The sequence below is a fragment of the Dyella sp. EPa41 genome (assembly GCF_016586165.1).
Classification (GTDB): domain Bacteria; phylum Pseudomonadota; class Gammaproteobacteria; order Xanthomonadales; family Rhodanobacteraceae; genus Dyella.
In genome coordinates this window covers 1-25,559 of record NZ_BCPR01000007.1, presented here as the reverse complement: position 1 = coordinate 25,559, position 25,559 = coordinate 1, and the positions used below count along the sequence as shown (strand labels likewise).

The 25,559-nt window shown below is 67.5% G+C and carries 26 protein-coding genes; 15 read left to right on the top strand and 11 right to left on the bottom strand.

Annotated features, from left to right (window positions below):
* Positions 1–73: 73 nt before the first annotated feature.
* The 5 genes from hslV to JMF82_RS21915 form a co-directional block, all read right to left on the bottom strand.
* Positions 74–607 (bottom strand): ATP-dependent protease subunit HslV, encoded by a 534-nt coding sequence (gene hslV, locus JMF82_RS03980; RefSeq protein ID WP_111984978.1) that lies wholly within the window; start codon positions 605–607, stop codon positions 74–76.
* A 233-nt stretch (positions 608–840) separates the two neighbouring features.
* A complete protein-coding gene (gene xerC / locus JMF82_RS03975; RefSeq protein ID WP_201313245.1) occupies positions 841–1,725 on the bottom strand; it encodes a tyrosine recombinase XerC in 885 nt (294 codons plus the stop codon).
* Between the two features lie 7 nt (positions 1,726–1,732).
* Positions 1,733–2,416 (bottom strand): DUF484 family protein, encoded by a 684-nt coding sequence (locus JMF82_RS03970; protein WP_201313244.1) that lies wholly within the window; start codon positions 2,414–2,416, stop codon positions 1,733–1,735.
* A gap of 64 nt (positions 2,417–2,480) precedes the next feature.
* Positions 2,481–3,329, bottom strand: a complete 849-nt coding sequence (dapF, locus tag JMF82_RS03965; RefSeq protein ID WP_343214152.1) for a diaminopimelate epimerase — start codon at positions 3,327–3,329, stop codon at positions 2,481–2,483.
* Complete coding sequence (locus tag JMF82_RS21915) at positions 3,329–3,691, bottom strand: lipoprotein (protein ID WP_236585287.1); 363 nt, start codon at positions 3,689–3,691, stop codon at positions 3,329–3,331. Before JMF82_RS21915 ends, dapF begins: the two co-directional genes overlap by 1 nt.
* Before the next feature lie 160 nt (positions 3,692–3,851).
* On the opposite strand from JMF82_RS21915, the gene JMF82_RS03955 reads away from it, so the two are divergent.
* A complete protein-coding gene (locus JMF82_RS03955) occupies positions 3,852–4,535 on the top strand; it encodes a hypothetical protein (protein ID WP_201313243.1) in 684 nt (227 codons plus the stop codon).
* Positions 4,536–5,120: 585 nt separating this feature from the next.
* Here JMF82_RS03955 and JMF82_RS03950 read toward each other — a convergent pair.
* On the bottom strand, positions 5,121–5,594 hold the full coding sequence (locus tag JMF82_RS03950; protein WP_201313242.1) for a GNAT family N-acetyltransferase: 474 nt from the start codon (positions 5,592–5,594) through the stop codon (positions 5,121–5,123).
* Between the two features lie 193 nt (positions 5,595–5,787).
* On the opposite strand from JMF82_RS03950, the gene JMF82_RS03945 reads away from it, so the two are divergent.
* Entirely contained in the window at positions 5,788–7,272 is a 1,485-nt protein-coding gene (locus tag JMF82_RS03945) for a RimK family protein (protein ID WP_201313241.1), read from the top strand.
* A 293-nt stretch (positions 7,273–7,565) separates the two neighbouring features.
* Here the strand turns inward: JMF82_RS03945 and JMF82_RS03940 are convergent, their stop codons facing one another.
* Positions 7,566–7,820 (bottom strand): hypothetical protein, encoded by a 255-nt coding sequence (locus JMF82_RS03940; protein WP_201313240.1) that lies wholly within the window; start codon positions 7,818–7,820, stop codon positions 7,566–7,568.
* A gap of 166 nt (positions 7,821–7,986) precedes the next feature.
* On the opposite strand from JMF82_RS03940, the gene aroE reads away from it, so the two are divergent.
* A complete protein-coding gene (gene aroE, locus JMF82_RS03935) occupies positions 7,987–8,817 on the top strand; it encodes a shikimate dehydrogenase (protein ID WP_201313239.1) in 831 nt (276 codons plus the stop codon).
* A gap of 39 nt (positions 8,818–8,856) precedes the next feature.
* Here the strand turns inward: aroE and JMF82_RS03930 are convergent, their stop codons facing one another.
* A complete protein-coding gene (locus JMF82_RS03930; protein ID WP_201313238.1) occupies positions 8,857–9,786 on the bottom strand; it encodes a hypothetical protein in 930 nt (309 codons plus the stop codon).
* A gap of 422 nt (positions 9,787–10,208) precedes the next feature.
* On the opposite strand from JMF82_RS03930, the gene JMF82_RS03925 reads away from it, so the two are divergent.
* From JMF82_RS03925 to JMF82_RS03910, 4 genes are all read left to right on the top strand, one after another.
* A complete protein-coding gene (locus JMF82_RS03925) occupies positions 10,209–11,975 on the top strand; it encodes a peptide-N4-asparagine amidase (RefSeq protein ID WP_201313237.1) in 1,767 nt (588 codons plus the stop codon).
* 155 nt (positions 11,976–12,130) lie between these two features.
* On the top strand, positions 12,131–13,138 hold the full coding sequence (locus JMF82_RS03920; protein WP_201313236.1) for an energy transducer TonB: 1,008 nt from the start codon (positions 12,131–12,133) through the stop codon (positions 13,136–13,138).
* Between the two features lie 47 nt (positions 13,139–13,185).
* Positions 13,186–13,476 (top strand): hypothetical protein, encoded by a 291-nt coding sequence (locus JMF82_RS03915; protein ID WP_201313235.1) that lies wholly within the window; start codon positions 13,186–13,188, stop codon positions 13,474–13,476.
* 124 nt (positions 13,477–13,600) lie between these two features.
* Positions 13,601–14,137 carry a hypothetical protein gene (locus tag JMF82_RS03910; RefSeq protein ID WP_201313234.1) on the top strand — a complete coding sequence of 179 codons (537 nt, stop codon included), beginning with the start codon at positions 13,601–13,603 and terminating at the stop codon, positions 14,135–14,137.
* 6 nt (positions 14,138–14,143) lie between these two features.
* Here JMF82_RS03910 and JMF82_RS03905 read toward each other — a convergent pair whose 3' ends face one another.
* The 3 genes from JMF82_RS03905 to JMF82_RS03895 all read right to left on the bottom strand — a co-directional run bounded on the left by JMF82_RS03905 (position 14,144) and on the right by JMF82_RS03895 (position 16,884).
* Entirely contained in the window at positions 14,144–14,473 is a 330-nt protein-coding gene (locus JMF82_RS03905; RefSeq protein WP_201313233.1) for a low molecular weight protein tyrosine phosphatase family protein, read from the bottom strand.
* A complete protein-coding gene (locus tag JMF82_RS03900) occupies positions 14,470–15,006 on the bottom strand; it encodes a gamma carbonic anhydrase family protein (RefSeq protein WP_201313232.1) in 537 nt (178 codons plus the stop codon). Before JMF82_RS03900 ends, JMF82_RS03905 begins: the two co-directional genes overlap by 4 nt.
* Before the next feature lie 159 nt (positions 15,007–15,165).
* Positions 15,166–16,884, bottom strand: coding sequence for a patatin-like phospholipase family protein (locus JMF82_RS03895; RefSeq protein WP_236585286.1), 1,719 nt, complete (start codon positions 16,882–16,884; stop codon positions 15,166–15,168).
* Between the two features lie 120 nt (positions 16,885–17,004).
* Between JMF82_RS03895 and JMF82_RS03890 the strand changes: the two genes are divergently transcribed.
* The 8 genes from JMF82_RS03890 to JMF82_RS03855 all read left to right on the top strand — a co-directional run bounded on the left by JMF82_RS03890 (position 17,005) and on the right by JMF82_RS03855 (position 24,941).
* A complete protein-coding gene (locus tag JMF82_RS03890; protein WP_201313230.1) occupies positions 17,005–19,047 on the top strand; it encodes a M3 family metallopeptidase in 2,043 nt (680 codons plus the stop codon).
* Between the two features lie 60 nt (positions 19,048–19,107).
* Positions 19,108–19,887 (top strand): exodeoxyribonuclease III, encoded by a 780-nt coding sequence (gene xth / locus JMF82_RS03885; protein ID WP_201313229.1) that lies wholly within the window; start codon positions 19,108–19,110, stop codon positions 19,885–19,887.
* Positions 19,888–19,908: 21 nt separating this feature from the next.
* Positions 19,909–20,583 carry a YecA family protein gene (locus tag JMF82_RS03880; protein WP_201313228.1) on the top strand — a complete coding sequence of 225 codons (675 nt, stop codon included), beginning with the start codon at positions 19,909–19,911 and terminating at the stop codon, positions 20,581–20,583.
* Between the two features lie 134 nt (positions 20,584–20,717).
* The gene (locus JMF82_RS03875; protein WP_201313227.1) at positions 20,718–21,551 is read left to right on the top strand and encodes a pirin family protein; all 834 of its coding nucleotides are present in this window, start codon (positions 20,718–20,720) and stop codon (positions 21,549–21,551) included.
* Between the two features lie 358 nt (positions 21,552–21,909).
* Positions 21,910–22,368, top strand: coding sequence for an SPFH domain-containing protein (locus JMF82_RS03870; RefSeq protein WP_201313226.1), 459 nt, complete (start codon positions 21,910–21,912; stop codon positions 22,366–22,368).
* Between the two features lie 162 nt (positions 22,369–22,530).
* The gene (rsmG, locus tag JMF82_RS03865) at positions 22,531–23,166 is read left to right on the top strand and encodes a 16S rRNA (guanine(527)-N(7))-methyltransferase RsmG (RefSeq protein ID WP_201313225.1); all 636 of its coding nucleotides are present in this window, start codon (positions 22,531–22,533) and stop codon (positions 23,164–23,166) included.
* 39 nt (positions 23,167–23,205) lie between these two features.
* Complete coding sequence (locus tag JMF82_RS03860) at positions 23,206–24,066, top strand: ParA family protein (RefSeq protein ID WP_201313224.1); 861 nt, start codon at positions 23,206–23,208, stop codon at positions 24,064–24,066.
* A 2-nt stretch (positions 24,067–24,068) separates the two neighbouring features.
* Positions 24,069–24,941 carry a ParB/RepB/Spo0J family partition protein gene (locus JMF82_RS03855; RefSeq protein ID WP_201313223.1) on the top strand — a complete coding sequence of 291 codons (873 nt, stop codon included), beginning with the start codon at positions 24,069–24,071 and terminating at the stop codon, positions 24,939–24,941.
* Positions 24,942–25,559 lie beyond the last annotated feature (618 nt).

The window sequence follows — 25,559 nt, the reverse complement described above, 5'->3', positions numbered from 1 at the left end:
TGCGATGCGGCCCGGGGCCGCTGGATCCCAGCCTGCGTCGGGATGACGACGGAGCAGCCGTCGCGCCTGGCGCCTACAGCTCTTCGATGGTCGTGTTGTGGTTGGTGTAGATGCAGATGTCACCGGCGATCTTGAGCGCGCGCTCGACAATGGCGCGTGCATCCAGGTCGGTGTTCTCCATCAGCGCCAGCGCGGCGGACTGCGCGTACGGACCGCCCGAACCGATGGCGATCAGGCCATGCTCGGGCTCCAGCACGTCGCCGTTGCCGGAAATCAGCAGCGAGGCGTCCTTGTCGGCCACGGCCAGCATGGCTTCAAGGCGGCCGAGGCGACGGTCGGTACGCCATTCCTTGGCCAGCTCCACCGCCGAGCGGGTGAGATTGCCGCCGTGCTTGTCCAGCTTCTGCTCGAACAGCTCGAACAGGGTGAAGGCGTCCGCCGTGGCGCCGGCGAAGCCCGCCAGCACGTCGCCCTTGCCCAGGCGGCGGATCTTGCGCGCATTGGCCTTCATCACCGTGTTGCCGAGGGTGACCTGGCCGTCGCCGCCGATCACGATGCGGCCGTTGCGGCGCACCGAGACGATGGTGGTGGCGTGAAAGGATTCCATGGGAGCTCCGGAGAATACGAATTCGCGAGAAGTGGGGCTTCCAGCGGGCAAATCCAAGCCGCGCCAACCGACCGCGCCCTGGGAGCGCACCCTGTGCGCGACGGCAGCGTGGCAACCTGCCGCGGTTCACGGTGGTCGCTAAAGCTGGCGGCGGTCGGGCTTGGCAGCGTTTGCGCTCCGTAGGCTGTCGCGCACAGGGTGCGCTCCCACAAAAAGCGCGTTGTGGCGCAAGCCTATTTCCGCTTGGCCCTCGGATGCGCGGCGTCGTACACCTTGGCCAGATGCTGGAAATCCAGGTGCGTATAGATCTGCGTGGTGGCGATGTCGGCGTGGCCGAGCAACTCCTGCACCGCGCGCAGGTCGCCGGAGGACTCCAGCATGTGGCTGGCGAAGGTGTGGCGCAGCAGGTGCGGGTGCACGCGCTTGGGCATGCCCTGCACCAGCGCGATCTGTTTCAGGCGCAGCTGCACGGTGCGCGGGTTGATCGGCGCGCCGCCGCGTCCCTTGAACACCGGCTGCTCGGGCGCCACGCCTTCGGCGTCGCCCAGGGCGCGCAAGGCAGTCACGGCGTGGCGCCCCACCGGCACGATGCGCGTCTTGCCGCCCTTGCCGAGCACGCGTACCTCGCCGGCCTGCAGGTCCAGGTCGATCCAGCGTAGCCCGGTCAGTTCGGAAAGGCGCAGGCCCGAGGAATAGAACAGTTCCATCATCGCCCGGTCGCGCAGGTTCAGCGCGCCCTCGCCCTGCGCTTCCACCAGGGTGGCGGCCTCGTCCACATCCAGCACTTCGGGCAGCTTGCGGTGCACCTTGGGTCCGCGCACGCCGGCCAGCGGGTCATGGCCCAGCGAGCCCTCGCGGCTCAGGTGACGGAACAGGCTGCGACACGAAGACAGCAGGCGCTGCAGGCTCTTGGGCGAGAGGCCGCCGCGATGCTCGCCGGCGACGAAACCGCGCATGCGGTTCGGCTCCAGGCGATCGAAGCTGTCCACGCCCTGCGCGTCCATCCAGCGCAGCAGCTTGGACAGGTCGCGCCGGTAGCCTTCCACCGTGTGCGTCGACGCCTTGCGTTCGTTCGCCAGTCGGGCGAGCCAGGCGTCGACCTGTTCCTGCGGCTTCATCCGCGGCTTACACGCCTTCCTGCGAGCGCCGCAGTGCCGCCGTGACGGTGGCCGCGATCATCTTGAGGAACAGCGTGCCCATGCCCGGCTGGAAGTGGTCCGCGTCGCCGCTGCCGATGGCGAGGATGCCGAATTCGCCCAGCGGCATGATCGCGCTGGAGCGGATCTCGGGTGCGTGGTCGCCGAACAGGCGATACAGGCGCTCGGCCGAGAGCCGGCCGGCGACCGGCTCGTGATTGGCGAGGAAATCGGCGAATTCCGGCATCGAGGCGCGCCCGCCCGGCACATGGACCAGCCAGTCCGCCGGCGGCAGCCCGAAGTTGCCGAACAGCACGAGGCGCACGTGGTCGGTCTGGAAATCCTCGCCCAGGCGCGTCACCACGCTGCGCGCCGCGACCGCCGGCGTGCTGGCGCGCAGCACGGCCACATTGAGGTCATGGATGCGCTGCATCAGGCGCTCGTTGTCGGCAGCGATGCTGATGAGACTGGCGAGCTGGCGCTCCAGCTCGGCGTTCTTCTCGCGCAGGCTCTGCAGCTGGTAGGCGGCCAGCGAGGCCACCGAACCCTGTTCGCGCGGCAGCGTGAGCTGGCCGGCCAGGTCGGGAAAGTCGGTGAGGAACTCCGGGTGCCGGCGCAGGTAGGCCGCCACGTCGCTGGCGCTCATGGTTTCGGCGAGTGCGGTGTCGGACATCGGAATTACCTCGAGCGGATCGATACGTCGCGGCCCCGAGTGTGCGATGTCCGGGTGTCCGCTTTCAATGTGCGGGAGAGCTGCCCAGCCATTCGCCCTCGAACACGAAGGTGGCGGGACCGGTCATCCACAGCGTATGGCCCGGCCCGGCCCATTCGATGGTCAGCGTGCCGCCGGGCAGTTCGACGCGCACGCGCCCATCCACCTCGCCACGCAGGCGCATCACTGCCATGGCGGCGCAGGCACCGGTGCCGCAGGCCATGGTCCAGCCGCTGCCGCGCTCGTGCACGCGCAGGCGCAGCAGGTGGCGCCCCATGACCTGGACGAAGCCCGTGTTGGCGCCCTCGGGAAAGCGCTCGTGCGTGGTGAGCAGCGGGCCGAGGCGGAACAGCGATGGCGCATGCAGGTCGGGCACGACCACCACCGCGTGCGGGTTGCCCATCGAAAGCGCGCCGATCTCCAGCACTTCGTCCCCGACGTCGATGCCGTAGCGGTCCGCTTCGGCGTTCGCCGTAAAGGGAATGGTCGCCGGATCGAACGAGGGCACGCCCATGTCCACCGTGACTTCGTTGGCGCCGTTGAGACGCACCGTCACCGGGCCCGAGGGACTTTCCACGCGCACCGTGTCGCCGATCGCCAGCTCACCCGCGCGATGCAGCCAGGCCGCCACGCAGCGCACGCCGTTGCCGCACTGGCCCGAGGGCGAGCCGTCGGCGTTCCAGATGCCGTAGTAGAACGCGCAGGAAGGGTCGCGCGGCGGCTCGATGCTGATCAGCTGGTCAAAACCCACGCCGGTGTGGCGATCGGCGATGTCGCGGATCTGCGCGTCGCTCAACGCAAACGGTTGCCGGCGGCAATCGACCATGACGAAGTCGTTGCCGATGCCATGCATCTTGGAGAACGGCAGCTTCATCACATGAACTTGCCGCCGGTGATGCGGCCGTCCTTGTCCAGCTCGGCGAAATAGCGGCTGTTGTTGGTGCGGAATTCGCGCGTCGCCACCGTACCCGGCAACACCAGCAAGACATCGGGATACATCGCGTGGAACTGGTCGGGCGTCGGATGCGTGGCGATGAAGGTGTCGAAGGCCGGCATGTCGCTGACGAACCCGTGGACCGCGCCCGGTGCCGCCGCGACCGGCTTGGCCGCGGGAGTGACCGGCGCGGCGGCGGGCGCAGGCGTGGGCTTGGGCATGTACAGCGGTCCCTTGTTGCCGCAACCGGCCAGCAGGGCCAGCACGGAGCACAACGGCAGCAGCAGGTGAAGTCGGCGCATCGCGGGGTTTCCGTAGGGAACGGACGGAGTATAGGGAAGCCTCAAAACAGTGGCGAGCCAATCATCTCCAAAGCGCATTCACGCCACGTTCCACCCCGTGCTGCCGTTATCATGACCCCCGTCGCCGCCTCGTGCGGTACGGAAGTCCGAACTTACGACGATGGATTGGACCGCGCTGCTGCGTCTGCCCACGACGATCCTGCTGATCCTCGCAGCGATCGCGTTGCTCTTTACCCTGGTTCAGCTCGTGATCCTGCGCCACCGCCTGAACCACCGGCGCCGCTGGGCGGCAGCCGGGCGCACCGCGCTGGTGCTGGTCGGCATCGCGCTTACCCTGGTACTGACGGGCCTGGGCCTCACCCTGCGTGGCTACCGCCTGCTGGCGGACGAAACGCCGGTGGTGGAGATCGATGCCCGCATCCTCTCGCCGCAGCGCTGGGAGCTCATCCTGCACTGGCCCGACGGCAGCATTCGCCAGGTGCCGGTGGCGGGCGATGCGTGGCGGGTGGAGGCCGTGGTGCTGAAGTGGAAGTTGCCCGCCATGCTGTCGGGCGTGCCGCCGCTGTATCGCCTGGACCGCGTTTCGGGCCGCTATGACGATCCCAATGAAGAGGCCCACGGGCCGCGCACGGTGACGGATTTCCGCGAAGCGGGCGCGTTCGATCTGCTCAACCTGCACAAGCAGTATCCCCGCTGGGTACCCAACGTCGACGTGTTGTTCGGCAGTGGCGCGTACTTGCCCTTGGTCGACCAGGGGCATTACACGGTGAGCCTGATGCGCACGGGGGCGCTGGTGGCGCGGCCGGACGAGGCGACGGAGCAGCGCATCGCGCAGCCGTTCTGATGTTTTCGTTGTGACGGTCCGTCCTGGCGGTCTTGTTGCCGCCCCGTGTTTGGTTCAGGCCAAGCCGCTTCACTTGGTTCAGGCCATGCCGCCTCACTTGTGGGAGCGCACCCTGTGCGCGACAGCCTTTCGCGCCTGTCTGCACGTTTATTGCTCTTGTGATGACAGGTTGCCTTTGGTAGCTCCGCTTCCGCGAGCATGCCGCCTACGCGGCGGGCGTTTCGACGTCCTGCCGGCCGCCGAGTCACTTTCTTTTGCTGGCCCAAAAGAAAAGTAACCCAAAGAAAATGGCCTTCAGAGCCAAGGCTCTTAGCGACATGCTGGATAGGAGCGTCGGACGACTGAGGCCAGCCGGAATGGGCTCGTTGCTACCTCGAACGGAGCGGCTACACCGCAACGCGCCGAGGCGAAGAGGACTTAAAGCAAGTTCGTTTTTTGCCTCGGTCCATCACTTCTCCCTCTCCCCTTCGGGGCACGCGGGGAGCGGCCATGGATGGCCGCGGCTTTGAGGAGCGAGGAGAGGGCTGGGGTGGGGGGCGGTCTTGCCTCGGTCCTGCTGGTCATGCCGGGCGGACTCGCGTTGCCTCACCCCACCTTCTTCTCATACCGCCACGCATCCGCTCCATCGCCGTAATACCGCGCATAACGCCCGATGCGGACATAACCCAGTCGCTCGTACAGGCGGATCGCCACGTCATTGTCGGTGCGCACTTCCAACCGCAGCACCTGGCAGCCGCGTCGCCTGGCCAACTGCTCGGACGCCTCCAGCAAGGCCGAGCCCACGCCCTTGCCGCGCGCTTCCGCGTGCGTGGCAATGGAGTACAGCCGCGCGACCTTCGTGCCCTTGCGGAAAAACACCACGGCGGTGCCAAGGAAGCGGCGGCGGTTGGCGCTGGCGACCAGCACCTGGGCGGTTTCGCTGTCGAGGTGGCGGCGATATTGCTCGCGGCTCAGGCGGTCGGTGGCGAAGCTGGTCTCTTCCAGCGCCACCAGGTCATCGAGATCGGAAAGTTCGGCACGGCGCACGCGTACGGCGGCGGTCGCGGGCATGGGGGTCATCAGGGGCGGATCCCGTCGAGCGCAGAGTGGACCAAGCGGCGCACTCTAGTCCCCGGGGGGCCGTGCGGCAATCGTGACCTTCGGCGCATTTAGGGCGGCTTCATAGCCCCGCCGATTCCTGTGCCACACTGCGGCCCTTGCGCCGTGCCGCCTCGTTCCCCACGCGACGACACTTCCAACCGCCTGAGGTGTCATGACTCGTCTCGTCATCGTCGTCGAGAAAGCTTCCGACTGGAGTTCCTACTACCCCTCCGTCGACGTCGTCACCGCCATGGACTACCTGCGCGAGCCGGTGGGCGCGGACGAGGAGCGCACGCACGTCATCAACCTGTGCCGCAGCTACAAATACCTGGGCACCGGCTACTACGTCTCGCTGCTCGCGGAGGCGCGCGGCCACCGCGTGATGCCCACCGTGCGCACGGTGAACGACCTGCGGCGGCGCTCGCTGTATGGCCTGGACATCGAGGACCTGAGCACCAAGCTCACGCACTTTCTTCCGGCCGGCGGCCGCGACACCACCGACTTCGGCATCCTGGTCTATTTCGGCCAGACCGCGTATCCGGCGCTGCAGGATCTTGCGCGCCAGGTGTTCGAAATGTTCCCGTGCCCGCTCCTGCGCATCGAGTTCGAGCGCGACCGCGTGTGGCAGGTGAGCGCGATCAAGCCGGTGGGCCTGCACACGCTGGTGGACCAGCAGGAAGACGCGTTTGCCGAAGAGCTCGATCGCTTCAGCAAGAAGCTGTGGCGCAAGCCGAAGGCGCGCAAGCAGTTCCGCTACGACATCGCCATGCTGGTCGACCCGGCCGAGGCGATGCCGCCGTCGAACAAGAAGGCGCTGAAGTCCTTCATTGCCGCGGGCAAGGAGCTGGGCATCGAGGTCGATCCCATCAACAAGAACGACTACCAGCGCCTGGCCGAGTACGACGGGCTGTTCATCCGCGAGACCACGGCCAGCGACAACCATACCTACCGCTTCGCGCATCGCGCCGAACGCGAAGGCATGGTGGTGATCGACGATCCCGCGTCCATCCTCCGTTGCACCAACAAGATCTTCCTCAACGACCTGATGGTCTCGCGCAAGCTGGCGGTGCCGCGTACCGAGATCCTCTATCGCGACGATGCGAAGGGCCTGAAGGATGTCGCTGCCCGCCTCGGTTATCCGCTGGTGCTGAAGATTCCCGACGGCTCGTTCTCGCGCGGCGTGGTGAAGGTGGAAAACGAGCAGGCGCTTGGCAAGGCCACGGCCGAACTGTTCCAGCACAGCGCGCTGCTGCTGGCGCAGGAGTTCGTCTATACCGAATTCGACTGGCGCATCGGCGTGCTCAACAACGAGGCGTTGTACGCCTGCAAGTACTACATGTCGCGCGGCCACTGGCAGATCTACAACCACGGCGCGAAGGGCACGGCCAAGTCCGGCGGCTTCGAAACCATTCCCGTCAATCAAGCACCGCCCGAGGTGGTGAAGCTCGCGCTCAAGGCCACGCAGGCCGTGGGCGACGGTCTCTACGGCGTGGACCTCAAGCAGGTCGGCGACAAGCCGGTGGTGATCGAGGTGAACGACAATCCGTCGATCGACGCCGGCGTGGAAGACGCGTATCTGGGCGAGGAACTGTACGGCCGCATCATGCAGGAGTTCCTGCGGCGCATGGAGCGCAAGCGGCTGGGCATCGTCGACTAGCGAGGCGACTTCCCCTTTAGGAGCGCACCCCTTGCGCGAAAAGCCTGCAGGGCGATGACGCGATGGCCGAATGAAGAGGCAACGGCGCGACGCCGCGGTCGCGCACTGGGTGCGCTCCTACGCAGAGCCGTGGATGCATACCCGCGGGGGTTATTCCGGCAGCCCGTCCATGGACTGCCGTCATGCGGCGCATTCCGTTGCGCCGTTCCCGCGAAGGTGCCCGCTGTCCCAAGCCATCGCAGGAGTTCCCACGTCGCGGCATTCCGCGCCGCGGCATCCACTGCCAAGTGAATTCAGTTCCAGATCAATGATGCGTTGCGGCGGCGGCGCGGACGCAGGGCGCGCCGCAGTTGCAGCGGCAAGGCCGGATCGAGCGTCAGCAACAGCACCAGGGGCGCGCCCAGCAGCCAGAATGCCGGTGTCCAGCCCAGCGCCTCGGTGTGGGCCGGCACCAGGGTGGTGACCAGCAACAGGGCGCCGGCCAGCAGCCATAGCAGGGCCGCGCCGAGCAGGCGTTCATGGCGGGTCGTGGAGGCATTCGGGCGCATGGGCTTGGGTCCGTGGTGTCGATGGACCAAGCCTGCCCGGTGCCCATCTCAAAACCTGCGATGGCAACCGCGGCCACGCTCCGCAGGCACCCAGACAGGCCGGTATCGCTAAAATGGGCGACCGGCTCCGCCATCGGGCGGGGCGTCGAAGCCATCAGGAGTTCGCATGAGTGCAGGACAGTTCGCGGTGTTTGGCCACCCCATCAGCCATTCGCTGTCGCCGCAGATCCACCAGGCCTTCGCGCGCCAGTTCGGCCTGGAGCTGGAATACCGCACCATCGATGCCGCGCCTGCGGACTTTGCTTCGGCCGTTCGCCAGTTCTTCGCCGCCGGCGGCCGCGGCGCCAACGTGACCCTGCCGCACAAGGCGGCTGCCTTCGCGTTGGCGGATGAAAGCAGCGAAGCCGCCCGCCGCGCCGGCAGCGCCAATGTGCTGACCCTGCTTCCCGATGGTCGTCTCGCCGCGCACAACACCGACGGCGACGGCATGGTGCGCGATATCGCCGAGCGCCATCAGGTCGACCTGCGTGGGCACACGGCGTTGCTGCTCGGCGCGGGTGGCGCGGCGCATGGTGTTGCGTGGGCCTTGCTCGATGCCGGTATCGAAACGCTCACCATCGTCAACCGCACGCCGGAAACGGCCGACGCGCTGGCCGATGCCATCGGCGATCCGGCCCGCGCGCACACGCGCTACTGGGAAGACCTGGCCGAACTCGGCGCCTTTGACCTCATCGTCAACGCCACGTCGGCAGGCGTGCTCGGCCGATCGCTCGACCTGCCCTTTGCCATCGTCGGCAATCGCGCCCTCTGCTACGACCTTTCCTACGGCAAGGCCGCCACCGACTTCCTCGCCTGGGCGCGCACGGCGGGCGCGCGCTATGCGTTCGATGGCCTCGGCATGCTGGTGGAAACCGCCGCCGACGCCTTCGAGTTGTGGCACGGCAAGCGGCCGGACACCGATCCGGTGTACGGCGAACTGCGCCAACGCTTCGGTTGATCGATCCGCCGGGATTCACGCGGAGCTGCCGCGCGGCATCTACAGGTGCAGCGTGGCCGAGAGCAGCATGGGCTGGTCGGTGTGTCCGTTCGGCGAGCGGAACTCGTAGATCCATCGATACTGGAACTCGATGCCGCTGCCCAACCAGCGGCTGCTCCAGCTGATCTGCGGGCCGACACCCATGGCAAGCCCCGTGTTCACGTCCGTCCCCGGTGGCTTTCCCGCCGCCGGGTTGAAGTCCATGTAAGGCTGCTCGATCAGGGCCGCCACGCCACCATAGCCCCAACCGCTGGCATTGCGGCGCATCACCAGCGCCTCGATGCGGCCGACCGCGCAATTCTGATAGCCGGCCACCGCCGTTCGCGAAAAACTGCCCAGCGCGACCACGGTCGATGCATCGGTTTCCGACGACGGCACCACCTTGGTATAGGCGACCTTGGGCGTCAGCGTCCAGATGTTCGCGCTGGCGGCAATGAGGCGCGCGGTGCGTGACTGGCGATTGCTCATGCTCATCTGCATGGACACCGCGATGCGATCCGTCGCGCTGATGCGATAGCTCGCCGCGAAAGGCGTGAAATCGACGACGGTGGGATCGTCGACATCCGACCATCGCGGCATGTCCCATGCGGCGGGCGCCGCCATGCTTGCCGGCGACGGCGCGGTATCCGGCATGGCCATGGCCGACGCGAAGGTCCAGCGGCCGAACGTCCTTGACGACACCTGCAGGTAGCCTGTGTTCGGGAACATGCGCGCGTCCGCAACGCCCATGGCGGCCAGGGTTGCCTGGGTCGACGCGCTCGCCGACGAAAGCGAAGCCGGCGCATAGCTGGTCACGGTGAAGCGAACCGGCGATTCGCGCGACGGCGGGGCACTCGAATAACGCAAAAACGCCCCGCTCGCGCCGACGCCGTCGGCGTCCTGATCGGTGGCGCGCACAGGCATCGTGGCGGCCAAAGCCAGCAACGACACCGCAACCACTCCACGTACGTTCGATGACATCGTGCGGCCCCCGAAAGGAGCGATCGTCAACCAACGCATTCGCGGCAACCGCCGGATGGCTCCAACGGCCACGACGAACCACGCAAGACCCGACACCGGGACTTGCCCAACCAGCGGGCGAAACAGTCAGAACGCCGCGTATTTAGACACGGCGACCGTCAATCTCACGTGCATTGGGCGTGCCTGGGCCAGCCACCCGCCGCTTTCGTGTGTCCTCGGGGCGATCGGAAAGGTTGCCGTCCAGGCAAATGACGACTCCTTCACGACCGTCGAAATCCGGGCCGCTATCACGATTCGACACGCCCGATGCTGGAATCCCGTTTGGACGTCCACACCAACATCGCGCTGTGCTAGCGTGCGCGCCGCAGGGGGCACGTCGTGGGGAGAACGTCATGGTGCCTTGGGGGTTTTTCCGCCATCGTCTTGCGATGGCTGCGTTGCTGGTCCTGCTGGGCGGCGTGTCCGCGCAGGCCAGTGCGGATCCGGTCATTGGTTCGAGCAACGTGGTGGTGGCGGATCCTTCGGTGCCGCGGCCGCCGGGCCAGCCGTGCGTGGTCACGCTGTTCACCGACGTAAGTTTCGACGACTTCAACGCAAGGCCCTACAGCTACGCGCCGCCGGCTTCGTGCAGCGGCGCCTGGGCCAAGGTGGTGCTCGAAGCGGATTTCTCGGTTACGGCCGGCCGCCAGTACGACCGCACGGCGACGCTTTGGCTCGCGGGCGTGAACCTCTACTTCGGCACCACGCAGGAGCCCTCGGCGGCGGTGTCGCCGGCATGGCATGTGGAGCGTGACCTCACCGACTACTCGGCCCTGTTGCGCAACGCCGGGCAAGGCCAGGCGGTCATCGGCAACCTGGTCAACAGCACCTACACCGGCGTGATCCATGGCAGCGCACGCTTGCTGTTCTACCCGGCCTCGCCGGTGGCGCGCGCGGCGGACGCGCCGGATGCGGTCTATCCATTGGGCGCCGACCCGGTGGGAGGCACGGCTGCGCTCAACACGCCGAGCGACAAGCTCGCCAGGACGCTTGCATTGCCGACCAACGTGGAGCGCGCCTACCTCGACGTGTTCACCCAAAGCCAGGGCGGCGATGAGTTCTGGTACACCTGCGTGCCCGATGCCTACGCCGCGCAGGCCGAGGAATGCGGCGGCGGCAACTTCCGCGAAGCGGAGATCAGCATCGACGGCCAGCCGGCCGGTGTCGCGCCGGTCTATCCGTGGATCTATACCGGCGGCATCGACCCTTACCTGTGGCGCCCGACGCCCGGCGTACAGGCATTGAACTTCATGCCCTATCGCGTGGACCTCACGCCCTTCGCCGGCCAGCTCAGCGATGGCAACCCGCATGAAGTGGCCTTGCAGGTCGCGGGCGCGCACGGTTACTTCTCCGCCACGGCGACCCTGCTGGTCTATCGCGATGCCCATGCCACGCAGGTCACCGGCAAGATCACGCGCAACACCCTGGCGGGCCAGGCGGCGACGCCAACCATCGGCAGCACGCTCGCCACGGACAGCAGCGGCAATGTCTCCGGCGACATCACCACCGCGCTGGACCGCCGCTTCGTGATCGAGGGCTACGCCAATACCTCGCATGGCCGCGTGACCAGCACGGTGACCCAGCAGGTGGGCTTCGACGACCGCCAGACGTTCACCATCAACCCCAGCACCTATCGCCAGCAGACCTGGCAGCGCACGTGGTCCAACAGCGTGAGTGAGAGCCGGCTCGGCAAGCTGCTGACGGCGCAGCAAAGCCAACGCTTCAGCTATCCCTTCACGCTCGACTACAACCAGCAGAACGGCAGCGATGGCAGCATCAGCGCGGCGTCCACGGTGCACCAGGGCTATACGCAACACACCGTCAAGCGGCTGCTGGGCGTCAAGCTTTACGACGCGAAGGTGCAGAACAACGTCGACAGCGCCGACACGCTGGTGTTCGACGCAAGCGGTGCCCTGGCCAGCCACAGCGGCCAGCAGAGCGCGCAGGCGTTCGACTTCCGTGATTCGCTGGGCGGCTGCTATCGCGCGTCGCTGACCACCAGGGCCGGCGCCTTGGCGAGCTATGACACGGGCAAGGGCTGCATGGGCGGCAACAACCATGTGTCGTGGTTCGCGCATCCCGACGGCTCGCCGGACAGCAGCCTGCTGCCGGGTCACTGAGCATGGGCAGCGCACTCGCGGCGAGCGATCACTGCGTGTGCGCTGCGTCGCAGCCGGTGAAGGCGGGCAACATCTTCGCAACATGGCTTCACTAAAGTGGCGCGCCCGTCGGCGCGCTGGTGCGTCGGTATCCCCTTTCCCCGTTGCGTGCCGCCATGTCTCCCGTTTCATCGCCCCGTCGTCATCATGGCGTCGTCCGCCATGGATTCCTGATCGTCGTCGTCCTCATCGTCGCCGCGGCCGCGGCGATCTTCTGGGAGCTCAAGTACCGCGCCGACGCCGATGAACCCTCGGAGCAGGTCGTGGCCGCGACGGGCCCGATCGTGCGCGAAGGCGCCGGCACCGACGAGTTGCTGCAGCACGCACGCCAGGCGATGGCCGACCAGCGCCTGCTGGCGCCAGCTGGCAACAATGCCTTCGAGCTCTATCTGGCCGTGCTGAAGCGCGAGCCCGGCAACCGCGTGGCGCAGGATGCCTTGCGCGAGATCTTCCCGTTCGCGGCGCGCGCTGCCGAGCAGACCATCGACGAGGGGAGCGACGCCGAAGCGCAACGCCAGATCGCGCTGCTCGCCAAGGCCGACCCGCAGAACTACACGCTGACCCTGCTGCAATCGAAGCTGCAGACGCATCGCGACGCGATCGCGCAGGAGGCGCAACACGCCGAGCAACAGGCCAAACGCGAGGCGTCGGTGTCGGCAAGCAAGACCGTGGCGCCCACGGCGGCGGCGCCTGCGCCTGTGCTGCCCGCCGCGCCAGCCGCACCCGCGACCCAGCCGTCGACGGGGCTTACGCCGGCCGAAAAAAACCTGGCGCAGCTGCGCGTTGAGTCCACCACGGTGGAAGCGGCGCCACGCCAGGTCGCACGCCCACGCATGGCGCCGAACGATGCGACCGGCTCCGCGGCGCCCGTGCTTACCCGCCGCGTGGAACCGGCCTACCCGGCCGAAGCCCGGCGCACGCGACGGCAGGGTTGGGTCGACGTGATCTTTACCGTGCAGCCGGATGGTTCGGTCGCCGGCGCCTCGGTGGCCGATGCCGATCCGCGCTATGTGTTCGATCGCGCCGCGCTGGCCGCGGTAGGACGATGGCAGTTCACGCCGGGTACGCAGGACGGCAAGCCGGTGGCGTCGCAGGTGCGCCAGCGCATCGAGTTTCGTCTCTGAGCCGCCGCGGCGCATAATCGACCGCAGGCCCGTCACCGAGACACGCCATGCGTCGTTCGCTGCTCATCGCCACCGTCGTTGCCGCCTTTGCCCTGGGCGGTTGCCACGACATGGCGCAGCCTGCACCGGTCGTCGTGCACGGCTATGTCACCGACATGAAGGCCTTCGATGCGTTCATCGCGACGCATCCCACGCCCGACCAGTTCCGCTCGCGCTACCCCGACGTGCAGCTGTTGCTGCCCGGCAGCATCTCCACCATGGAGATGCGCTACAACAACAGCCGCTACTACCCGGAACTGGACAAGGACGGCCGCATCACCGGCGGCCACTTCAGTTGAGCGGCAGTCGTTTGGACGTCCAGACAAGTCACATCGCTGACATGTGGCGCCGCTAATGTGACAGTTCCGCCGGGGAACTGAGAACCAGTCGACCCTGCGTGCGGCACTCCACTGCAGCGGTGTCATGTCCAGTACTGTGTCTTCGGCGCCCAACCGGCGCGTGCTTGTCGTTGCTTCCTTGATCGCGGCGATCGTCGCCGCGGGTGGCCTGGTCTGGTGGCTGCATGGGAGCAAGGCGTCCACGTCCGCTGCCACGGGCAGCCAGGCGTCGGACAGCAAGGACGACAACGGCGTGTCCATCCTGCTCGACCTCGCGCAGACCGCGGTGAAGGAAAAGCGCCTGGTGGCGCCGGCAGGCAGCAACGCCTACGAGTTCTATCTCTCGGTCCTGCAGCTCGATCCGCAGAACAAGACGGCGCAGGACGAGTTGCACGAGTCGTTTCCCGCCGCGTCGGCCGACGTCGAGCGCGCCATCAACGACAACAGCCTGGACGAAGCGCAACGCGAGCTTTCGCTGCTGCGCGAGTTCGACAGCACCAACTACATCCTCTCGCTGCTGGGCGGCAAGCTCGATGCGCAGCGGCAGATCCAGATCCGCCAGGATGAAGCCCGCGCGGCCGTCATCCAGGCGCAGCAGTCCGCGGGCGGTCCGGCGCAGTAAGCGCGCTCAGCGCAGCAGCGGCCCGGCCTTGCGCAGCAGCAGCTCGACCAGCTCGGGCTGCATGTAGCCGTAGCGGTCGGGAATGTCCAGGCAGGCCACGCGCTTGCCTTGCAGCCGTACCCCGTGGCGCGACTGCAGGCGTCGCCGCTGGGCGGCCTCCATCACCACGATGAGTTCGGCCCAGTCGAGCTGTTCGGACGACAGCACCGTCTCCGCGTCGTCGGCCAGCCCGGCCGAATCCACCTCCACGCCGGGCCAGTCCGCGAACACCGCCGCGGCCGTCGGGCTACGCAACCGATGCCGGCTGCACAGGAACAACACGCGGCGTGGCTTCATTGCGCGGCGAGGTACTCGTCCTTCAGCCGCACGTAGTGGTCGGCCGAATAATGCAGCTGCTCGATCTGCGTGTCGGTCAGCAGGCGCACGCGCTTGGCCGGGTTGCCCAGCCACAGCTCGCCCTCGCCCACCACCTTGCCCGGCGGGATCACGCTGCCCGCGCCGACGAAGCCGTGCTTCTTCACCACCGCGCCGTCGAGCACGACCGCGTGCATGCCGATCAGGCAATAGTCCTCGATGGTGCAGGCATGCAGCACGGCCGCGTGGCCCACGGTGACGCCCTCGCCCACGATGGTCGGCGTGCCGCCCGGCGTGTATGGGCCATCGTGGGTGACGTGCACGATCGCGCCGTCCTGGATGCTGGTGCGCGCGCCGATGCGGATGAAGTTGACGTCGCCGCGCAGCACCGCGCCGGGCCAGATCGATACGTCATCGGCGAGTTCGACATCGCCGATCACGCTGGCCATCGGGTCGACGTACACGCGTTGATGCAGGGTGGGCCAGATGCCCTTGTATTTGCGTAGTGGGTCCATGCGCCTATGGTAACCCCGCAACGCTGCTCCACTGTTTTTTTGTAGGAGCGCACCCAGTGCGCGACAGGCCTGCGAAGCGATGCCACCGTGATGACCCTGTCGTGACCACCTGAAACGGTGGTGACGACGCTGCGCTGCAGTCGCGCACTGGGTGCGCTCCTACAGTGAGGGGGGATGCTTCTCCAGCACTTTCACGGTGTGCTCGTAACCCGCGTCGATCGCGCGCTGCCAGTCCTTCCAGTCCAGCATGCCGATGTGTTCCAGCGGCGGCGTGATGAGCAGGTCGGCGCGTTCGCGGCGGTGTTCGCTGGGGCCTTCGCTGTTGACCATGGCGGCGCGCACCAGCGTGGATACCAGGCCGGGCCGTCGTACGTCCTGGTAGCGCCACAGCAGCTGCCACCAGGGTGGCGTGGCGAATTCCTCGGCGGTGGTGAGCAGCGAGATCTCCGCGCGGATGTCGATGGCCGTGATGTGCGCGATGCCGTCATCGGCCATGACATCGGTGGGCAGGTTGTCGACCAGCGCGCCATCGACATAGACGCGACCCTGGTTCAACACCGGCGGCAGCACGCCGGGGATCGCACTGGACGCGCGCAGCCACAGCCACAGGGGCCCGCGCCGATGCACCACCATGCCTTCGCCCGACAGGCAGGTGGACACGCAGAAGAACGGCAATGCGAGGTCCTCGATCGCCAGCGCGCCAAAGGAGCGGCGCAGCATGCCGGCGGCGCGCCGGCCGCGGGTGAGGGCTACCACCGGCACGGTCCAGTCCGACAGCGGGCGGCCTTCGACGAAGTGCCGGCGGAAGTCTTCCACCATCTCGTCCAGTTCCCAGCCGGCCGCGACGCCCGCACCGATGATGGCGCCGATGCTGGTGCCGCCCACGGCGTCGAACGCGTGGCCGGCTTCGCGCAGGGCGCGCAGCGCGCCGAAATGCGCCACGCCGCGCGCGCCGCCGCCGGCCAGCACCAGTCCGTGGGCGCGCCCGCCGACCAGGCGCGCGAGCCGCGCGATATCGGCGCGGCCGCCCACATGGTGGTGCTGCAGTTCACCGCTGAACTGGCTGCGCCAGCGTTGCGCGGCACCGAGGCGGGGCTGGCGCCCGGCATGCAGCAGGATGAGGTGTCGCGCACGATGCCCGGCCAGCGCGGGATCGCGCGGCATCGCCTCGGGCCACGGCTGTTCCCGTTGTGCGGCCATCGCCGGCAGCAGCAGCACGTCGGCCTGCCGCAGGCATCGTTGCCGCCAGTGGCTGTCGCCGGTGCTGTCCAGGTAGATCAGGAAGCGCACCTGCGATTCCTTCTCGGCGAACCAGTCGCTGCCCCGCCCGGCGCCGTGCTCGGCGTCGATCACCAGGCAGCTGCCCCACTGCTCCAGCTCCATCGCCAATTGCATGGCGAGCGACCGCGCCGGTACGTCGGCGCTGGCGGGGAGCAGCGCAAAGGTGCGCGGCGCATCGGGAGGCTGGTCGCCGCGCATGCGTTCCTGCAGCCGCGCGATGGCGATGCGCGCCACGCCCAGCATGGCGTGCGGGTGTTCGCGCACCAGGGCCTCGAATGCGTCGCGGCCGAGTCGCAGCAGCTCGGTATCGCGCAGTGCGCGAACCGTGTGCTGGCGGCCTTCGCCGGTGATCAGCCCGACCTCGCCCACGCTGTCGCCGGCCGCCACCAGGCGCACCCGTTCGGTGGGCCCGTCGAACACGCCGAGGCTGCCCCGCACCACCAGGTACAAGGCGTCGGCGGGGTCGTCCCGGTGGAACAGCGTGCGGCCGCCGGGCAGTGAAAACCATTGGAGTTCAGGGGCCAGCGCGGCGAGCGCCTCCTCCCCCAGGTGCCCGAACACGTCGCTTCGACGCAGCAGGGCGGAGAAATCAGGCATGGGCATGGCGAAAGGGTAGGCAGGGGATGTGACAAATCGTGAGCGCAGGCTGGCCAGGCGCCGGAGGCGCGCTTGATTTCACCAGGACGGGTCGCCACGCTGGCACGACTGGAGGAATTCATGGAACAAGACAACCCGCTGCTGGCCGACGACACGCTGCCGGCGTTTTCGCAGATCCGTCCCGAGCACGTCACGCCCGCCATCGACACCATCCTGGCCGACTACCGCGCCGGCATCGATGCGTTGACCGTCCCCGGCGCGCCGCACGACTTCGCCAGCGTGATGCTCACGCAGGAGCGCCTGGAGCAGCGGCTCGCCCGCGCCTGGTCGCCGGTGGGCCACCTGCACTCGGTGGCCGACAGCGAGGCACTGCGCGAGGTCTACGGGCCGGCGGAAGAAAAGCTCACCGAGCATTCGATCGAGCTCGGCCAGAACCGCGCGCTCTACCAGGCCGTGCAGGCGTTGGCCGATGCGCCGGACTTCGCCGGCCTGCCGCGTCCCGAGCGCGCGCTGGTGGAACATGCGCTGCGCGATTTCCGCCTGTCCGGCGTGGCGCTGGAGGAACCGGCACGCACCCGCTTCCGCGAGATCGGCGTGGAGCTGAGCCGGCTCTCGACCGAATTCTCCAACGCCGTGCTGGACGCCACCGACGCGTGGCACGAGCACGTCACCGATGAGCGCGATCTCGCCGGCATTCCCGAATCCGGCCGCGCGGTGCTGCGCCAGTACGCCAAGGAGCAGAACCTCGAGGGCTACCTCGTCACGCTCAAGCAGCCCAGCGTGCAGGCCGTGCTCACCTATGCCGACAACCGCGGCCTGCGCGAGCGCGTGTACTGGGCCTACCAGACGCGCGCGTCCGACCAGGGCCCGCACGCCGGCAAGTTCGACAACAGCGCGCGCATCGACCGCATCATGGCCTTGCGCTTCGAGGCGGCGCAGCTCCTTGGCTTCGCCAACGCGGCGGAAGAGTCACTCGCCACCAAGATGGCGGCATCCCCCGCGCAGGTGCTGGAATTCCTGCGCGACCTTGCCGGGCGCGCCAAGCCGGTGGCGCGCGCCGAGCTCGCCAAGCTGCGCGAGTTCGCCACCACGGAACTCAAGCTCGACAACCTCGAATCGTGGGACGTGGGCTACGCGTCGGAGAAGCTGCGCCAGCAGCAGTACGACCTCGACGAGGAACAGCTGAAGCCTTACTTCCCGCTGCCGGCGGTGATCGACGGGCTGTTCGGCCTCACCCAGCGCCTCTACGGCATTTCGCTGGGCGTGCGCGAGGACGTCGACACCTGGCATCCGGATGTCCGCTACTACGACGTGCGCGATGCGGACGGCCGCGTGTTCGCCGGTGCCTACGTGGATCTCTACGCGCGCAACGGCAAGCGTGGCGGCGCGTGGATGGACGTGTGCCGCGCCCGCTTCCGCGATGGCGGGCATGAACAGCTGCCGGTGGCCTTCCTCACCTGCAACTTCGCGCCGCCGACCGAGGGCCGCCCCGCGCTGCTCACGCACGACGACGTGCTCACACTGTTCCACGAATTCGGCCACGGCCTGCACCACCTGCTCACCGAGATCGCGCTGCCGTCCATCGGTGGCATCGACGGCGTGGAATGGGACGCGGTGGAACTGCCCAGCCAGTTCATGGAGAACTTCGGCTGGAACCGCGAAGCGCTGGATCTGTTCGCACGCCATTACGAAACCGGCGAGCGCCTGCCCGACGAACTGTTCCAGCGCATGCTGGCGGCGCGGCACTTCCATGCCGGCCTGTTCCTGGTGCGCCAGCTGGAATTCGCCATGTTCGATTTCCTGCTGCACCTGGAGTACGACCCGGCCAAGGGTGCCCGCCCGATGGAAGTGCTGGAGGAAGTGCGCCACGACGTGGCCGTGCTGCATCCGCCGGCATGGCAGCGGTTCCCGCATGCGTTCTCGCACATCTTCGCCGGCGGCTACGCGGCCGGCTACTACAGCTACCTGTGGGCCGAGCTGCTGAGCGCCGACGCGTTCGGCGAGTTCGAGGCGCACGGCGTGATCGATCGCGCCACCGGCGACCGTTTCCGCCGGGAAATCCTCGCCGTGGGCGCCAGTCGCCCCGCGATGGAGAGCTTCGTGGCCTTCCGCGGCCGTGCGCCGGAGCCCGAGGCGCTGCTCAAGAGCCACGGCCTGGCCTAATCGTCACCGCGCTCCGCCAGGGACGGCGGAGCGGGCGCGGGCTTCGCTTACAATGCGCGGATGAAAATCGCCTCCTGGAACGTGAACTCGCTGAAGGTGCGCCTGCCGCATCTCACCCAGTGGCTGGCCGATGCGCGGCCGGACGTGGTGGCCTTGCAGGAAACCAAGCTGGAAGACGCGAAGTTTCCGGTCGACGAACTGGCCGCCGCGGGTTACCGCGCGGTGTTCTCCGGCCAGAAGACCTACAACGGCGTGGCGCTGCTCGCGCGCGCCGGCATCGATGGCGAGTTCAAGGACGTCGTCACCGACATTCCGCAGCTGCAGGATCCGCAGCGACGCATCCTCGCCGCCACCATCGGCGGCGTGCGCGTGGTGGACCTGTACGTGGTCAACGGCAAGGCCGTCGGCGATGAAAAATACGCCTACAAGCTGGACTGGCTGGCGAAGATGCGCGAGTTCCTCGCGGGCGAGCTCGAACGTCACCCGAAGCTGGTGGTGCTGGGCGATTTCAACATCGCCCCCGACGATCGCGACGTGTACGACCCGGCGAGCTGGGGCGAGGACATCCTGTGCTCGCCGCCCGAGCGCGAAGCCCTCGGGCGCATCACCGGCCTGGGCCTGCACGACAGCTTCCGCTTGTTCGAACCGGCCGGTGAACACTACAGCTGGTGGGACTATCGCCAGGCTGCGTTCCGGCGCAACATGGGTTTGCGCATCGACCTGATCCTGATCGCAGACGCCCTGAAATCCGCAGCGAAAGCCGCCACGATCGATCGCACGCCGCGGACCTGGGAGCGCCCCTCCGATCACACGCCGGTAACGGTTGATCTGGATATCTAGAAAGAAACACACGGGTAGCTGATGAATACACCCAAGACCGAGTGGCCCAGTTCGCTGGACGACAACGAGCTCGAGGAACTGGACCAATACCTGCGCGCCCATGTCGGCGAAGGCGACCTGCTGCTCGACGGCGTGCACGGGTTGCTGTCGGCGCTGGCGGTGGGGCCGCTGCAGGTGCTGCCCGAAGAGTGGCTGCCCGAAGTGCTGCACGAGCCGTTCGCCGACGAGACCGAAGGCAATCGCGTGCTCGCCCTGCTGGCCAAGCTCAACGATTCGATCAACGCCGAACTCGACGTCGACGCCTATGAGCCCATCCTCGGCGAAGTGGAGACCGAGACGGGGCCGGTGCTGTCCGCGGCCGGCTGGTGCGAAGGCTTCAGCCGCGGCATCGACCTGCGCGCCGGGTTGTGGGAAAAGCGCCTGGCGGACGACCCGCAGCTGATGGAAATGCTTGGCCCGGTGATGGCGCTGGCCGTGGACGAAGGCATCCTCAATGCCGACGCCGAGTTCGAAAAACTCAGCGACGAGGAATACGACGAGTGCCTGTCCCAGGTGCCGACCGTGCTCGGCGCGGTGAACCGGTACTGGCAGGGACATCCGGTCACCGAGGCCGAGGTGGAGGCCGCCGTGCGTACCGCCGAGCAGGAGCCGCACACGCCACCGCCGCGCCAGCGCAGCGGGCACTGGGTGCACTGATCGATCGACGCGTGGAGCGGGAGCATGGCTGCCCGCTTCGCCGCCAGGGAAACAATCCGTTCCCCGCCCGCGTCTTGGGTGCGGGGCAGCGCAGCGCCATCATGGCGGGCAGTCCAAATCCTTGGAGACCAGCCATGACCGAACGCAGCATTCTTCGCCGCATCCGCGGCATCGACACGTCCGACGGCGCGGGCGTGAAACTCAAGCGCGTGATCGGCCAGCCGGGCCTGGACATGCTCGATCCGTTCCTGTTGCTGGACGAGTTCCGTTCCGACCAGGCGGGCGATTACATCGCCGGTTTTCCCGAGCACCCGCATCGCGGTTTCGAGACCGTGACCTACATGCTCGCCGGCCACATGAAGCACCACGACAACCACGGCAACAGCGGCGACCTCGTGCCGGGCAGCGTGCAGTGGATGACCGCGGGCCGCGGCATCCTGCATTCGGAAATGCCCGAGCAGGAGGACGGCCTGATGTGGGGCTTCCAGCTGTGGGTGAACCTGCCGGCGAAGGACAAGATGATCGCGCCGCGCTACCAGGACATCGGGCCTGAGCGCATTCCTGTCGCGCGTCCCGCGGAAGGCGTCGAGGTGAAGGTGATCGCCGGCGAGTTCGGCGGCGTGACCGGTCCCGTGGCGGAAATCGTCACGCAACCGATCTACCTCGATATCGCGGTGCAGCCGGGCGCCTCGGTCACCATCCCGCTGCCCGAAGGCCACGCGGGCTTTGCCTATGTGTTCGACGGCACGGATGCGCAGGTCGCAGGCGAGACGTTGGCGCGCAGCGAGCTGGCCGTGCTCTCGCGCAGCGGCGAGCTGCGCATCGCCGGCCGCGGCACCGCCGCGCGGGTCCTGCTGGTGGCCGGGCATCCGCTGGACGAGGCCGTCACCCGCTACGGGCCTTTCGTGATGAATACGCCCGAGGAGATCCACCAGGCGATCGCGGACTTCCGCGCCGGCAAGTTCTGACCTGCCCCCGAGCGGTCTTTCGAGGCCGCTCCAGCCCGCTTGCACCAGAAGCCACCCCCGCCATGAGAGGGGTGGCTTTTTTCGTGCCCGGCTTAACACTTAAGCCCCTTGTTCCCCGGCCGTTAACCTTTCGTAGGGCGGAGTTGGCGAATAAATCGCCACTTGGCCCGCTCGATGCATGCCCTTCTCGCTTGCCACTTGGTTCACAAAATCAGGCACATAGACCAAAAGTGCAGTTGTGAGAAGGCCTTAGGTTGTCGTTAAATTGAGATTAATCTAAAGGGGCGCAATCGGCTGTATCATCAACCTACAGTCGTTGCAGAAGATCAATACATAACTCGTTGTTTTTACTACTGCCATGAATGCACTCATTATTCTCGTTGTCCTGGCCCTGATCGCGATGTTCGCGACCGCGATCAAGCGCGTGCCGGCCGACCAGGTGCACAGCCTTTACCGGCGCGGCAAGCCCTTTCGACTGTTGCAGCCCGGCGTGCACATGACGCTGCCGCTGGTCGACCACGTGGAACACCACATCAACCTCAGCGGCCAGGTCCTGCGTTTCCAGGAGCCGCTGCCCAATGCCCATGATGTGCGCGGCACGGTCTACTGGCAGGTGCTGGAGCCCGAACGCGCCGATTCGGTCATCGAGCAGGCCGACCAGTTGATCCGCGGCGGGGCCCTCGCCGCCCTGCGCGAAGAGCCGGAAGCGTTCAGCGCCGATCGCCGCGACCTGGGTTCGCGCCTCAAGCAGGTGATGAATACCGCCCTGCGCGAGCGCGGCATGATGGTGACCCGCGTGGAGCTGGAATTCGCCTGACCGGACAGCAAGCCGGCAGGCCGACGGCGAGGTGGCCCAAGAGCGACCCGCCCAGGGGAGACCCTTTAGAACCCGCTTCGGCGGGTTTTTCTTTGCCGGCGTGCTGGCATCGAAGGCGACGCGCCCGGATACTTGCGGGCCCGTTTCCGCAAGGCGCCGCCCATGACCTCCCGCCACGACCTGCAAACCCGGCTGGAACGCGGTATCGCCACACTGGGCCTGCAGCTGCCGGCCGGCGCGGTGGAGCGCCTGCTCGACTACCAGGCGCTGCTGGCGCGCTGGAATGCCACCTACAATCTCACCGCGATCCGCGACCCCGCCGAGATGGTGAGCCGCCACCTGGTCGATTCACTGGCGATCCTGCCCTTCGTGCAGGGCGCCACGCTGGCGGACCTGGGCACCGGTCCGGGCCTGCCGGGCATCCCGATCGCCATCGCCACGCCGGAGCGCCAGGTGTTGCTGGTCGATTCCAACGGCAAGAAAGTCCGCTTCCTGCGCGAGGCCATCCGCTCGCTCAAGCTTGAGAACGTGCGTGCCGTGCAGTCGCGCGTGGAAGACGTGGAAGGCGAGTTCGACTGCGTTACCGCCCGCGCCTTCGCCAGCCTCGCCGACATGCTGGCCTGGGGTGGTCATCTTTTGACCAGGAGCGGCATCTGGCTGGCCATGAAGGGCAAGCATCCCGAGGACGAACTGGCCGGCGTGCCGGATGGCTACGAGGTTCGCGGCATCCATGAGCTCCACGTGCCGGATGTCGGCGGCGAGCGCCATCTCGTCGTGCTTGGCCGAACAGGCTGCTAATCTAGCCCCCTTTTCCATCGTCCACGGTAACGACGACACATGGCTCGGATCATCGCTGTCGCCAACCAGAAGGGCGGCGTGGGCAAGACCACCACCGCCGTCAATCTCGCCGCTGCGCTGGCTGCCGCCAAGCGCAAGGTGCTGCTGGTCGACCTCGACCCGCAGGGCAACGCGACGATGGCGTCCGGCGTGGACAAGCACGAAGCCAAGCCCAATGGCTGCGAAGTGCTGCTGGACGAATCCCCGATCGACAAGGCCATCGTCCGCACCGAAGCGAACTACGACCTGCTGCCCGGCAACGGCGACCTCACCGCCGCCGAGCTCAAGCTGATGGACGCGATCGCGCGCGAGAGCCGGCTCAAGGAGCAGCTCGAGAAGGTCGCCGACCGCTACGACACCATCCTCATCGACTGCCCGCCGTCGCTGCACCTGCTCACGCTCAATGCGCTGGCGGCGGCCAATGGCCTGCTGATTCCGGTGCAGTGCGAATACTTCGCCCTGGAAGGCCTTTCCAGCCTGCTCGACACGGTGAAGGCCGTGCGCCAGCGCCTGAACCCGTCGCTGGAAATCGACGGCCTGCTGCGCACCATGTACGACGTGCGCAACAACCTCGGCAACGAAGTGTCGGCGCAGCTCACCCAGCATTTCGGCGACAAGGTGCTGCGCTCGATCATCCCGCGCAACGTGCGCCTCGCCGAAGCGCCCAGCCACGGCCAGCCGATCCACCTGTACGACCGCAGCTCGCGCGGCGCCATCGCCTATATCGGCCTCGCCGGCGAGATGATCCGCCGCGAGCGCGGATTGAACGCCGCGCAGGACACCGGCGGCGTGGTGACGCCGATGCTGCACGATGACTCAGACGCGACGCTCGACGACGTCGTCGACATCCATCAGGAGTAAGCATGTCCGCTGCGAAAAAACGGGGCCTGGGACGCGGGCTCGACGTCCTGCTGGGTGCCACGGAAGAACCGGGCAAGCCCTCGGTGCTGGAACAGGAAGGCGAGCTGCGCACGCTGCCGATCCAGCAGATCCAGCCCGGCAAGTACCAGCCGCGCCGCCATTGGAACGACGAGGCGCTGGACGAACTGGCCGCCTCCATCCGCGCGCAGGGCCTGATCCAGCCGGTGGTGGTTCGCGCCATCGGCAAGAACCAGTACGAGCTGATCGCCGGCGAGCGCCGCTGGCGGGCCGCGCAGCGCGCGCAGCTGCACGAACTGCCGGTGTTGGTGAAGGACGTGCCGGAAGTGGCCGTGCCGGCCATGGCGCTGATCGAGAACATCCAGCGCCAGGACCTCACGCCGCTGGAAGAAGCCGACGCGCTGAAGCGCCTGATCGACGACTTCGACCTCACGCACCAGCAGGCGGCCGATGCGGTTGGCCGCTCGCGCGCCGCCGTGTCCAACCTGCTGCGCCTCACCGAGCTGCCGGTCTCGATCAAGCGCCTGCTCGACGAAGGCAAGCTGGAAATGGGCCATGCCCGCTGCCTGATCACCTTGCCGGAAAGCATGGCCGAAGGCCTCGCCCTGGAGGCGTCGCGCCATGGCTGGAGCGTGCGCGAACTCGAAGAAGCCGCCCGCCGCGCGCAGACCGCGCCCAAGGGCAAGGCCAAGACCGCCGCGCCGCGTGATCCCAACATCGACGCGCTGGAACGCGAACTCGCCGAACGCTTCGCCACGCGTGTCGAGCTTGCGCATGGCCGCGGTGGCAAGGGCAAGCTGGTGATCCACTATCACAGCAATGACGAGCTGGATGGGATCCTGGGGAAGATTCGCTGAGGGATGGCCGGGCGTTGCCGGGTTGGCGGCGCTGGGGGTTGTCTCGAGGTTCGTCTTTTGAAGTGACAGCGGGGTGCCTCCCCGCACGCGAGCACCGCCTCCCACCCCCGTAGGAGCGCACCCAGTGCGCGACCGCCTTTCGCGCCGGTCTGCATGTTCATCTTTGCGATAGGCGAAGATTTTTGGCGTTGCAATTGTTGTTTTCTCGCGACCGGGCTCGCCTGCCGCGGGCTTCCGGACCGCTGCCGCGGCCCGGGTCACTTTTCTTTACTTGCTCAAAGAAAAGTAACCAAAAGAAAGAGCCCCCCGCGTGGCGCTGTCCGGGCCTGCGGCCCAGCCAGTGCGTGAGGGGCGGCCGGGCTTTTCGACCGGGCTCCTGCCCGGACGAAAAGTGCCCGACATCCGTGTCGGGCACCCCTGCGGGGCCTGCTCGTCCACCCCTCACCGCCCCACAGGGGTTGGTTGAAGGCTCGTGCCGCTGCGCGGCACATCGCGTCGCGACACCGGTGGCTGCGGTTCGTTGTGGGAGCGCACCTTGTGCGCGACCGCGGACCGGCAGGGTTGCCTCGATTCGCGATCGTCGCGACGACGCAAGGCCAAGGTGCGTTGCAACGTGGC

Coding starts and splice junctions, on each gene's coding strand:
- JMF82_RS03895 (WP_236585286.1), bottom strand. CDS start 16,884: ATGCCTGATTTCTCCGCCCTGCTGCGTCGAAGCGACGTGTTCGGGCAC.
- JMF82_RS03855 (WP_201313223.1), top strand. CDS start 24,069: ATGTCCGCTGCGAAAAAACGGGGCCTGGGACGCGGGCTCGACGTCCTG.
- xth (WP_201313229.1), top strand. CDS start 19,108: ATGAAAATCGCCTCCTGGAACGTGAACTCGCTGAAGGTGCGCCTGCCG.
- JMF82_RS03945 (WP_201313241.1), top strand. CDS start 5,788: ATGACTCGTCTCGTCATCGTCGTCGAGAAAGCTTCCGACTGGAGTTCC.
- JMF82_RS03905 (WP_201313233.1), bottom strand. CDS start 14,473: ATGAAGCCACGCCGCGTGTTGTTCCTGTGCAGCCGGCATCGGTTGCGT.
- JMF82_RS03940 (WP_201313240.1), bottom strand. CDS start 7,820: ATGCGCCCGAATGCCTCCACGACCCGCCATGAACGCCTGCTCGGCGCG.
- JMF82_RS21915 (WP_236585287.1), bottom strand. CDS start 3,691: ATGCGCCGACTTCACCTGCTGCTGCCGTTGTGCTCCGTGCTGGCCCTG.
- JMF82_RS03900 (WP_201313232.1), bottom strand. CDS start 15,006: ATGGACCCACTACGCAAATACAAGGGCATCTGGCCCACCCTGCATCAA.
- rsmG (WP_201313225.1), top strand. CDS start 22,531: ATGACCTCCCGCCACGACCTGCAAACCCGGCTGGAACGCGGTATCGCC.
- JMF82_RS03890 (WP_201313230.1), top strand. CDS start 17,005: ATGGAACAAGACAACCCGCTGCTGGCCGACGACACGCTGCCGGCGTTT.
- JMF82_RS03955 (WP_201313243.1), top strand. CDS start 3,852: ATGGATTGGACCGCGCTGCTGCGTCTGCCCACGACGATCCTGCTGATC.
- JMF82_RS03950 (WP_201313242.1), bottom strand. CDS start 5,594: ATGACCCCCATGCCCGCGACCGCCGCCGTACGCGTGCGCCGTGCCGAA.
- JMF82_RS03970 (WP_201313244.1), bottom strand. CDS start 2,416: ATGTCCGACACCGCACTCGCCGAAACCATGAGCGCCAGCGACGTGGCG.
- dapF (WP_343214152.1), bottom strand. CDS start 3,329: ATGAAGCTGCCGTTCTCCAAGATGCATGGCATCGGCAACGACTTCGTC.
- aroE (WP_201313239.1), top strand. CDS start 7,987: ATGAGTGCAGGACAGTTCGCGGTGTTTGGCCACCCCATCAGCCATTCG.
- JMF82_RS03880 (WP_201313228.1), top strand. CDS start 19,909: ATGAATACACCCAAGACCGAGTGGCCCAGTTCGCTGGACGACAACGAG.
- JMF82_RS03915 (WP_201313235.1), top strand. CDS start 13,186: ATGCGTCGTTCGCTGCTCATCGCCACCGTCGTTGCCGCCTTTGCCCTG.
- JMF82_RS03860 (WP_201313224.1), top strand. CDS start 23,206: ATGGCTCGGATCATCGCTGTCGCCAACCAGAAGGGCGGCGTGGGCAAG.
- JMF82_RS03925 (WP_201313237.1), top strand. CDS start 10,209: ATGGTGCCTTGGGGGTTTTTCCGCCATCGTCTTGCGATGGCTGCGTTG.
- hslV (WP_111984978.1), bottom strand. CDS start 607: ATGGAATCCTTTCACGCCACCACCATCGTCTCGGTGCGCCGCAACGGC.
- JMF82_RS03910 (WP_201313234.1), top strand. CDS start 13,601: ATGTCCAGTACTGTGTCTTCGGCGCCCAACCGGCGCGTGCTTGTCGTT.
- JMF82_RS03920 (WP_201313236.1), top strand. CDS start 12,131: ATGTCTCCCGTTTCATCGCCCCGTCGTCATCATGGCGTCGTCCGCCAT.
- xerC (WP_201313245.1), bottom strand. CDS start 1,725: ATGAAGCCGCAGGAACAGGTCGACGCCTGGCTCGCCCGACTGGCGAAC.
- JMF82_RS03875 (WP_201313227.1), top strand. CDS start 20,718: ATGACCGAACGCAGCATTCTTCGCCGCATCCGCGGCATCGACACGTCC.
- JMF82_RS03870 (WP_201313226.1), top strand. CDS start 21,910: ATGAATGCACTCATTATTCTCGTTGTCCTGGCCCTGATCGCGATGTTC.